This is a genomic window from Rhodococcus sp. (in: high G+C Gram-positive bacteria), from assembly GCF_049286785.1.
Classification (GTDB): domain Bacteria; phylum Actinomycetota; class Actinomycetes; order Mycobacteriales; family Mycobacteriaceae; genus Rhodococcus_F.
Genome location: NZ_JBAQEO010000785.1, coordinates 1 through 9342, shown reverse-complemented (window position 1 = coordinate 9342; position 9342 = coordinate 1). Strand labels below are relative to the sequence as shown.

Below are 9342 nucleotides of genomic sequence, written 5' to 3'. Positions count from 1 at the left end.
GTTTGGTGGTGTCGGCCGGTCTCGTCACACTCCCGCCGGGATCGCGGGTGGCCGACGCCCTTCGTGCCGCCGGTGGTGTACGGGACGGGGCCGACACCTTGAATCTGAACCTTGCGCAACGACTCTCGGACGGAGACCAAGTTCTCGTGGGGGCCGCGGCCCCCGACGCGCCCGCGAGCACGGTCGGCGGCGCGAGCACTGGCACCGGCTCGCCGTCCAACGGTAAGGACACGGTGGGCGGGCGCGTGAATTTGAATACGGCCACCGAAACCGAACTCGACGCCCTGCCTGGTGTGGGTCCTGTCACCGCGGCGGCGATCGTCGCGTGGCGAAAGACCAACGGAAGATTCACCGCGATCGACCAACTGGGAGAAGTGGACGGCATCGGCCCGGTGCGTCTGGAGAAGTTGCGCGACTCGGTCACCCTCTGATGCCCGAAGGCGACCTGCGTGTCCTCGACCTGCGGCTGGTCCCGTTCGCGGTGGTGTCGTGGTCGTCCGCGACCACCGCGATTCTGCTGGGGTCACGCGCGGCGTGGTGGCTGGTTGCAGGCTTCGCAGGAGGGGCGGTTGCCGTCGTGATCGTCCGGGTCCTGCGGTCCTCCATCCGAGGACCTGCGACGGGCGGTCTCGTGGCCCTCGCACTGTTCGGGAGCTGCTGCGCCGGCGCCGTGGCGTTGCGGGTCCAGGCGGTGGAGGAACACCCTCTCACGGTGCTGGGCCGGGACGGGGCCTGGGCAACGCTCACGGTGGCGCTCGCCGACGATCCCCGCACGCTCGCCACCTTCGGAAACCAGGTGATCGTGAAGGCGAACGTGGTCGAGATCCGGACGAGCACCGAGACCGTCGAGGCCCGCGGAGCGGTGGTGGTTCTCGCCCCTGCAGACGGGTGGCTCGGGCTTCTTCCCGGTCAGCGAGCCGTTCTCCGGGGGCAACTGAGCTCGCCGCGTCATCGCGACCTGACCCTGGCCACCGTGCGTGTCTCCGGACCGCCGCACGTTGTGGAACCGGCACCGGTACATCAGGATTGGGCGGGCGCTCTGCGGGCGAGATTCGCCTCGGCCGCATCCGCATTGCCGCCGGATCAGGCCGGTCTGCTGCCCGGACTGGTGCTGGGGGACACATCGCGACTGTCATCCGATGTCAAGGACGACTTCACGGCCACCGGACTCACCCACCTCACTGCCGTCTCGGGTGCCAATGTCAGCATTATCCTCGGGGCTGTCCTGCTGCTCGTCCGAGCGGTCGGGGTGGGTCCCCGGACCGGCGCCGTGCTCGCCGCGATCGCCCTCTCGGCCTTCGTGGTCGTGGCGCGACCCTCGCCCAGCGTCGTGCGTGCGGCGGTCATGGGCGCGGTTGCCCTCCTGGCTCTCGTCGCGGGTCGCAGGAAGCAGGCGCTGCCTGCGCTGTCCACCGCGGTCATCGTGCTGCTCGCGTGGCACCCGGCTCTGGCTGTCGACTTCGGTTTCGTGTTGTCGGCGGCTGCGACCGCGGGGTTGATCGTGATCGCCCCGGTGTGGGTGGATGCACTCGTCCGGCGCGGATGGCCCAGGGGGGTCGCCGAGATGTTCTCGGTGTCGGCCGCGGCGTTCGCGGTCACCGCACCCGTCGTCGCGGGCATGACCGGCACGGTGAGTGTCGTATCGGTCTGCGCGAACATCCTGGTCGCACCCGTCGTCGGGGTGATCACCGTGCTGGGGGCGATCACGGCGGTCGTCGCGGCGGTCAGCGTGCAGGTCGCGGCGGTATCGGTGCTGCTGACGGAGGGGCCGCTCTGGTGGCTGATCACCGTCGCCGAGCGAGGAGCACAGGTGCCGGGTGCGTCGATCCCGGTGCCGTCCGGGCCGACCGGTGCGGTGTTGGTACTCGGGGTCCTGGTCATCGGCGGGCTGATGGTGCGCGGGCGACGACTCCGGCTGGTATCGGCCGGGATCGTGTTGGGACTTCTGGTGGTCTGGGCGCCGGTGTGGCCGGCGGTATTGCTCGGCGTCGTGTGATGGGCCACTCGAACGAACTGCGCGACGGATTGCGGGCGCCGGGTTGAGGCGAATGCGGGCACGGAATCGGTGCGCGATATGTGCGTGCGGCACCCGCACTACGACTACCATCCGGTGGCAGATGTTGCGGTGAACGGTCGCGAAAGGCGCTCGCATCGGAGGTCACGGAGATGTCGGAATCAGAGCGGGCAGAGCTTGATATGGACGACGAACTCGATGCCGTCCAGGTCCGCCGTGCCCAGCGAGTAGTTGCCGCTCAGTCCCTCGATGCGGAGGACTGCCGGATGCTTCTGTCCATGCTCGGTATCGCGGGTATTCCGGAGGCGCCTGCGGGGCAATAGCGGCTGAGGGCGGTCAGCTGACATCCTTGTTGTGGTGCGCCACTACCTGTTTCGCCACTGCCGCGAGCTTGAGATTCATGCCCTGGGATGTTGCACGGAGGATTTCGAAAGCGCGATCCTCCGAGATGTTGTGAAACGCCATCAGTAGCCCGATCGCTTTGCCGATCTCACGATTGCTGACGAGCCCGGCGCGCAGGGTTTCGGCTTCCATATGCTCGTCGACCGCGGTCAGGGCAACTGCGGCGAACGAGGCGAGCAGGATTCCCTGTTCGACGGATTCGACGGTCAACGTGCCGGGTGTGTCCGAGAACAGGTTGAGGGCGCCCACCTTGCGGTCCTGGATGACGAGACGGAAACCGGCCGCTCCCCGGACCGGCGTCTCCGCGAGAACACGCCGGGCGAGGCGCGGCCACTGGGAAGCCGCGGCGAGATCCGGCTCGAACTGAGGGGTGTCGTTGACGATGGCATCGACGCACGGTCCCTCCTTTTCGAGCTGTTCCAGTTCGTCGACGCGTGCCGCGATCTCGTCACTCGACGCGACGGTCACGAAACGGGAACCCTGTTTGAGCATGAGGCTGGCGTGGTCACATCCGGTGACGAGTACCGGGGCGGCATCACAGATCGCCTGGTGAACGTGTGCGAAGTCCGTGCCGCTATACACGAGGTCGGCAAGCGTGGAAAACGTGGTGACAGAACTGTCGGCCGATGGAGCGCTGGGTGGCCGTTGGTCCTGCATGCGATTCCTCCACGTTCGGTCGTGCTCGGTCTCACCAGTCTGCCAGTCCGGTGGGCTGTCCTTCCGCGCGGGGTTTGCCGATCGCCCCGGCCTTCCGGTCGCGGTTCCAGGCGGCTGACCACGGTAGACGTCGCACCCTCGGGCGGCGCGCGCGGTTGCCTCCTGGGTTTCATTTCACAGGCACGGGGGGATACCTGTCGAATGAGCCCCGCACCAACGGAATCGACTAGCGACCTCACGGTGGGGGTGGAGGAAGAGTTCTTCCTCGTCGACGTATCGGGGCATCTCTCCGCAGCCGGACCCGACGTGGTTTCGGAGGCGGGTCACGACATCCGTGGTTTGCAGCGCGAGCTCGCGCGGTGCCAGATCGAAATCGCGACGGACGTCTGCCACTCGGGTGTGGAACTGCATGAGCAGCTGCGCAGCCTTCGCCGGCGTCTCGCCAAGGCAGCCGAGGCCAGGGGTCTCCAACTGCTTCCGAGCGGCACCCCGGTGGTTACCGATCACGTGCCCGCGGCCATCACCCCGGTGCCGCGGTACGAGAAGATGGCCCGTCATTTCGCGGCGCTCGTCGACACGGTCACCACGTGTGGCTGCCACGTCCACGTAGGGATTCCCGATCGTGAGGTGGGGGTGCGGGTGAGCAACCGGATCCGGGGATGGCTGCCTGTTCTGCTCGCGTTGTCCGCGAATTCCCCTTTCCACAGCGGGCGGGACACCGGCTACCAGAGCTGGCGTCATATCCAATGGTCGAGATGGCCGTCGGCGGGACCACCTCCGTGGTTCGCCTCGGCGGCGGAATACGAGTCGACGGCCCTGGCGATGATCGCGACCGGTGCCGCTCTTGATCGAGGAATGATCTATTGGCACATCCGGCTCTCGGACAAGCAGCCGACCATCGAGGTGCGTATCGGTGACGTCGCGATGACCGCAGCACATGCGGCGCTCTATGCGGTGCTGGTGAAGGGGCTTGTCGGATGGGCGCTGCGGTCCCCGGACGAGGGGGCGGTTGTCCCGCCGATGTCGGTCGATCTCCTGCGCGCACAACTGTGGCGGGCGGCGCGGGACGGACTGGACGGTGAGTGCTCGAGCCCGGTGGCGGCCAGGCCACTGCCAACTCGCCGTCAGCTGGAACTGTTGAGCGTGACCATCGCGCCGGATCTGGGCAGCGGTGACCGGGTGTTCGCCGAATCCGGGCTCGCGGCGGTTCTCCGTGACGGCACGGGCGCAGAGCGTCAGCGCGCGGAATTCGGACGGGACGGCACGGTGGCCGCAGTAGTGAGTCTTCTCACGAGGGAAGTGACCAGCTGACGCGTCCGGGCCGGACGGGCAGGGCCCGGCGCTCCGGGCCGGGCACGATCATGTCGGCGTTGCGTGGCACGATCTTCGCGTGAGTACTCCTTCTCAGCTCGATCAGCTTCATCTCGTTCTCGGTGACGAGGAGCTACTCGTCGAACGCGCGGTGGCACAGATCGTCACGGGCGTGCGGGCGGGCGCCGAGATCGCCGACGGGGCCGAGTTGCCGGTCAACAGGCTGCGGGCGGGTGACGCAGGTGCTCCGGAACTCGCGGAGTTGCTCAGTCCCTCGCTGTTCGCCGAAGATCGCGTCGTCGTTCTCGAGTCCGCAGGCGAAGCAGGCAAGGACGCCGTGGCACTCGTCCTCGACGCGGCGGCCGATCCGCCTCCCGGTGTCGTCATCGTCGTCCTGCACTCGGGCGCCGGGCGTGCCAAGGCGATGGCGGGCGCGCTCGAGAAGCTCGGGGCAACCGTGCACCCGGCCGCCAAGTTGAAACCGGGCGACATCAATGGTTTCATCCGCGCAGAATTCCGCGCACTGGACGTTCGGGTGTCAGCGGATGTGGTGCAGAGCGTGTTCGAAGGCGTGGGTTCCAACCTGCGCGAGCTCGCGGCCGCGTGTTCGCAACTCGTCGCCGACACCGCCGGAAAGATCGACGTGTCAGCCGTGCACCGTTACTACGCGGGTAAGGCCGAGGTGACCGGCTTCGATGTCGCGGACAAGGCGGTGTCCGGTGACGTACCGGGTGCACTCGAGGCGCTGCGGTGGGCGATGTCACGGGGCGTACCCCTCGTTCTGCTTGCCGACGCACTCGCTGACGCGGTCCACTCGATTGCACGGGTGGCGCCGGCGGGCCGGGGTGATCCGTTCAGGATGGCGTCCGACCTCGGCATGCCGCCCTGGAAGATCAAGAAGGCACAGGCTCAGGCCTCCGGATGGAATCCCACGTCCGTCGGTGAAGCGTTGCGGATCGTCGCCGCACTGAATGCGGACGTGAAAGGTGCCGCTGCGGACGCGGACTATGCGGTGGAGCGCGCGGTCGGTCGGGTAGCCCGGCTGCGTCAAGGCTGACTCGACACGAAATTGACACGATGAAGCCGCCCGATCCTGAGATCGGGCGGCTTCTTCGTGGAGTTGTGACGGTGAAACCGTCAGATCTTGTTGGCAGCCTGCGCGAGCGCGGACTTCTTGTTGGCAGCCTGGTTCGGGTGGATGACACCCTTGCTGACAGCCTTGTCGAGCTTGCGGCTGGTCGCGACGAGGAGGTCGTTGGCCTTGTCCTTGTCACCGGCCGCCGCAGCCTCGCGGAACGAGCGGATAGCCGTGCGCAGCGAGGACTTCACCGACTGGTTACGGAGTCGGGCCGCCTCGTTGGTACGGATCCGCTTCACCTGGGACTTGATGTTGGCCACGCGTAAAATCCTGTCGTCTTAAGCTGGTTCGGGTCATGAAAGCTGTGGGCGCACATATATGCACCGACAGGCGAGATTACCAGGCTCCGGGGTCCGATCTCAAACCGGTCCGATCCGGGACGCGCCGACGCGCCCACGGCTGCGCTGCTGAACGCGGGAACATGTAGCAGCATTCCAGGGATGACGCCCCCAGCATCGAAGTCCTCGACAGGAAGAAAATCGTCGACTTCCTCGACGTTGTCCGCGACGCCGAGACCGGCACGCAAGACGGCCCACGGTGCCGGTTCGGCGGCGAAGACGGCGAACGTGAACGGCCTGGACGGGAAGGGAGCGAGACGGACGGCCCCGGCAAAGGCCACAGCCCGTCCACGCACACCCCTCCAGCCGGCACACGTCTTCGACGGCTACGCGGAGATCGGGAACTACGGGCCCGCCTTCGACGAAATGTTCGATCGCGACGGCAGTGTCCGATCCCCGTACAAGGGAGTGTTCAAGGCGCTCGAGCCCGCGGACAGCGCGGACCTCGCGGCCCGGTCCGATGCACTGGGCAGGGCGTTCATAGACCAGGGCGTGACCTTCTCCCTGTCGGGTCAGGAACGGCCGTTCCCCCTGGATCTCGTGCCACGGGTGGTGGCGGCCGCGGAATGGGCTCGGCTCGAGCGGGGAATCAAGCAACGGGTGAAAGCGCTCGAGATGTTCCTCGACGACATCTACGGGGAGCAGCGCATTCTGCGTGACCACGTGCTGCCCAGACGGCTCGTCACCTCGTGTGCGCACTTCCATCGGGAGGCCGCCGGTGTGGTTCCCCCGAACGGAGTGCGTATCCACGTGGCGGGCATCGACCTGGTCCGCGACGAGAACGGTGTGTTCCGGGTCCTGGAGGACAACCTGCGGTCACCGTCGGGTGTGTCTTACGTCATGGAGAATCGTCGCACCATGGCACGGGTGTTTCCCGACCTGTTCATGTCAAACCGGGTGCGTTCCGTCGGCGACTACGCCACCCACCTGCTCCGCGCGCTGCGGGCTTCCGCCGCACTGAACGAGGCCGACCCCACCGTGGTGGTGCTGACGCCCGGAGTCGCGAACTCCGCGTACTTCGAGCATTCGCTGCTGGCCCGCCAGATGGGTGTCGAACTGGTCGAGGGCCGCGACCTCTTCTGTCGCGACAACATGGTCTACATGCGCACCACCGAGGGTGAGCGCCAGGTGGACGTCATCTACCGCAGGATCGACGACGAGTATCTCGACCCCATGCAGTTCCGTCCGGATTCGGTGCTAGGGGTGGCAGGGATCCTGAACGCCGCCCGGGCAGGCAACGTCGTCATCTCGAGTGCCGTCGGGAACGGCGTGGGCGACGACAAGCTCGTATACACCTACGTTCCGCAGATCATCGATTACTACCTGGGCGAGAAGCCGCTCCTCGCGAACGTCGACACGCTTCGCTGTTGGCTCGGGGACGAGCGGGAGCAGGTGCTGGACCGGGTGGACGAACTGGTGATCAAGCCGGTCGAAGGGTCAGGCGGTTACGGAATCGTATTCGGTCCCGATGCGTCACCGAAGGAGCTGAACGCGATCACCCGGAAGATCAAGGCGGATCCGCGCGGGTGGATCGCCCAGCCGGTGGTCCAGCTGTCGACGGTGCCGACCAAGATCGGCGACGAACTCGTTCCCCGGCACGTCGACCTGCGTCCTTTCGCGGTGAACGACGGCGAGGAGGTATGGGTCCTTCCCGGCGGGCTCACCCGGGTGGCCCTGCCCGAAGGGTCCCTGGTCGTGAACTCGAGTCAGGGGGGTGGCAGCAAGGACACCTGGGTGCTCGCGAGCCGCAGTTCCGACGAGGAACGCGAACTCGCGGGTGAGGAGCTGGTGGCCGAGCCCGATCAGGCACCCGAATCGGAACAGGGGCCCGAGCCCGGTACGTCCCAGCAGCAGCAGCAGCAGCAGCAGCAGCAACAGCAACAGCAACAGCAGCAACAGCAGCGGCAGTGGGGAGTGATGGTCTGATGCTGGCCAGAAACGCGGAGTCGTTGTACTGGATCGGACGGTACGTCGAGCGGGCCGACGACATGGCACGCATCCTCGACGTCGCCGTCCATCAGCTCCTCGACGACTCCTCGGTGGATCCCGACCGAACGTCCCGGGTGCTCCTGCGGGTGCTGGGGATCCCCGCTCCGAGCGCCGAACTCGACGTCCGGTCGGTCACCGAGTTGGTCGCGTTCAGCCGGAATCAGGTGGGTTCGATCATCGATTCCCTCGCCAACGCGCGGGAGAACGCGCGCGGTGCCCGCGAGGTGACGTCGAGTGAGATGTGGGAGTGCCTCAACACCACCTACAACGGATTGGCCGAACGGGAGCGGGCAGCCAAACGCCTTGGGCCGCACGAGTTCTTCCGGTATGTGGAGGAGCGGGCCGCGATGTTCGCCGGACTCGCCGACTCGACTCTGAGCCGCGACGACGGCTACCGCTTCCTTCTCCTGGGCCGCTCGATCGAGCGGGTGGACATGCTGGCGCGCATGCTGCTGTCGCGTGCCGGCGACCGCCCGTCGTCTCCGGCATGGGTGACCGTGCTCCGCTCGGCCGGTGCGCACGACACCTACCTGCGCACCTACCGGGGCGCTCTGGACGCCAAACGTGTGGTCGAATTCATCCTGCTGGACAGGTTGTTCCCGCGTTCGGTCTTCCACGCCATCCGTCAGGCGGAACTGTGCCTCGCCGAACTCGACCACCAGCCCGACAGCCGGGTCGGGCCGAGAGCCGAGGCGGAGCGTCTGCTGGGCCGGGCGCGCAGCGAACTCGAATTCATGCCTCCGGGAGTCCTGCTCGAGGATCTGCAGGACCGGCTGGTGGGGTTGCAGGAGACCTGCCGTGATGTCGGCGAAGCCATAGCACTGCAGTATTTTCACGCCGCGCCCTGGGTGGCGTGGACCGATGCACGGGCCGTCGGCGGGGAAGCCGTCGTGGAGGGAGAACTGTGAGCTGGCGCCTGAGGGTTGTGCACACCACCGGTTATGCGTACGACGCGCCGGTCACCTCGTCGTACAACGAGGCCCGGCTCACCCCGCGCGGGGACAGCAGGCAGACCCTGATCCTGAACCGTGTCGAGACCACCCCGGCCACCCGGTCGTACCGGTACACCGACTACTGGGGCACCGCGGTCACCGCATTCGATCTCCATGCGCCTCACACGGAACTCGAGGTTGTCGGGTCGTCGGTGGTCGAGACGGAACCGTTCTCGAAGCCGGACGAAACCGTGGACTGGGACGAACTGGCGACGCCGATGCTGACGGATCGCTTCAACGAGCAGCTGAGCAACACGGCGTATGTGCCCCACAACCGCAAGCTCGACGCCATCGCCCGCCACCTCCGCAGGGGCCTTTCTCCCGAGGAAGCCGTTGTCACCGTGGCGGACTGGGTGCACGACGAGATGTCGTACGTTCCGGGCACCACCGGTGTGCACACGTCTGCGGTCGAGGCGTGGACCGAGGGGCAAGGTGTGTGCCAGGACTACGCGCACCTGACTCTGGTCCTTCTGCGCAGCATGGGAATTCCCTGTCGGTATG

At 66.9% G+C, this 9342-nt stretch carries 10 protein-coding genes; 8 read left to right on the top strand and 2 right to left on the bottom strand.

From position 1 onward, the window contains the following. The 3 genes from WAW17_RS28290 to WAW17_RS28280 all read left to right on the top strand — a co-directional run. Window positions 1–431, top strand: a 431-nt coding sequence (locus WAW17_RS28290; RefSeq protein WP_422336176.1) for a ComEA family DNA-binding protein, incomplete at its 5' end; no start/stop codon positions are given. Continuing rightward, on the top strand, window positions 431–1996 hold the full coding sequence (locus tag WAW17_RS28285; RefSeq protein ID WP_422336175.1) for a ComEC/Rec2 family competence protein: 1566 nt from the start codon (window positions 431–433) through the stop codon (window positions 1994–1996). The genes WAW17_RS28290 and WAW17_RS28285, both read left to right, overlap by 1 nt. 170 nt (window positions 1997–2166) lie before the next feature. Further along, window positions 2167–2337, top strand: coding sequence for a hypothetical protein (locus tag WAW17_RS28280; RefSeq protein ID WP_422336174.1), 171 nt, complete (start codon window positions 2167–2169; stop codon window positions 2335–2337). A 13-nt stretch (window positions 2338–2350) separates the two neighbouring features. On the opposite strand, the gene WAW17_RS28275 is transcribed toward WAW17_RS28280, so the two are convergent. Further along, window positions 2351–3073, bottom strand: a complete 723-nt coding sequence (locus WAW17_RS28275; RefSeq protein ID WP_422336173.1) for a GAF and ANTAR domain-containing protein — start codon at window positions 3071–3073, stop codon at window positions 2351–2353. A gap of 201 nt (window positions 3074–3274) precedes the next feature. Between WAW17_RS28275 and WAW17_RS28270 the strand changes: the two genes are divergently transcribed. Further along, a complete protein-coding gene (locus tag WAW17_RS28270; RefSeq protein ID WP_422336172.1) occupies window positions 3275–4384 on the top strand; it encodes a carboxylate-amine ligase in 1110 nt (369 codons plus the stop codon). A 79-nt stretch (window positions 4385–4463) separates the two neighbouring features. After that, a complete protein-coding gene (holA, locus tag WAW17_RS28265; RefSeq protein WP_422336171.1) occupies window positions 4464–5441 on the top strand; it encodes a DNA polymerase III subunit delta in 978 nt (325 codons plus the stop codon). Between the two features lie 80 nt (window positions 5442–5521). Here the strand turns inward: holA and rpsT are convergent, their stop codons facing one another. Further along, complete coding sequence (gene rpsT, locus WAW17_RS28260; RefSeq protein WP_422336170.1) at window positions 5522–5782, bottom strand: 30S ribosomal protein S20; 261 nt, start codon at window positions 5780–5782, stop codon at window positions 5522–5524. A 444-nt stretch (window positions 5783–6226) separates the two neighbouring features. Here rpsT and WAW17_RS28255 point away from each other — a divergent pair, with 444 nt between their 5' ends. The 3 genes from WAW17_RS28255 to WAW17_RS28245 form a co-directional block, all read left to right on the top strand. Continuing rightward, a complete protein-coding gene (locus WAW17_RS28255) occupies window positions 6227–7786 on the top strand; it encodes a circularly permuted type 2 ATP-grasp protein (RefSeq protein WP_422336177.1) in 1560 nt (519 codons plus the stop codon). After that, on the top strand, window positions 7786–8757 hold the full coding sequence (locus WAW17_RS28250; RefSeq protein WP_422336169.1) for an alpha-E domain-containing protein: 972 nt from the start codon (window positions 7786–7788) through the stop codon (window positions 8755–8757). The genes WAW17_RS28255 and WAW17_RS28250 overlap by 1 nt, the downstream gene beginning before the upstream one ends. After that, window positions 8754–9342: transglutaminase family protein (locus WAW17_RS28245; RefSeq protein ID WP_422336168.1), on the top strand; the 589-nt coding region annotated here is incomplete at its 3' end. The genes WAW17_RS28250 and WAW17_RS28245, both read left to right, overlap by 4 nt.

Coding starts and splice junctions, on each gene's coding strand:
- WAW17_RS28275 (WP_422336173.1), bottom strand. CDS start 3,073: ATGCAGGACCAACGGCCACCCAGCGCTCCATCGGCCGACAGTTCTGTC.
- WAW17_RS28250 (WP_422336169.1), top strand. CDS start 7,786: ATGCTGGCCAGAAACGCGGAGTCGTTGTACTGGATCGGACGGTACGTC.
- WAW17_RS28280 (WP_422336174.1), top strand. CDS start 2,167: ATGTCGGAATCAGAGCGGGCAGAGCTTGATATGGACGACGAACTCGAT.
- WAW17_RS28285 (WP_422336175.1), top strand. CDS start 431: ATGCCCGAAGGCGACCTGCGTGTCCTCGACCTGCGGCTGGTCCCGTTC.
- WAW17_RS28270 (WP_422336172.1), top strand. CDS start 3,275: ATGAGCCCCGCACCAACGGAATCGACTAGCGACCTCACGGTGGGGGTG.
- WAW17_RS28255 (WP_422336177.1), top strand. CDS start 6,227: ATGTTCGATCGCGACGGCAGTGTCCGATCCCCGTACAAGGGAGTGTTC.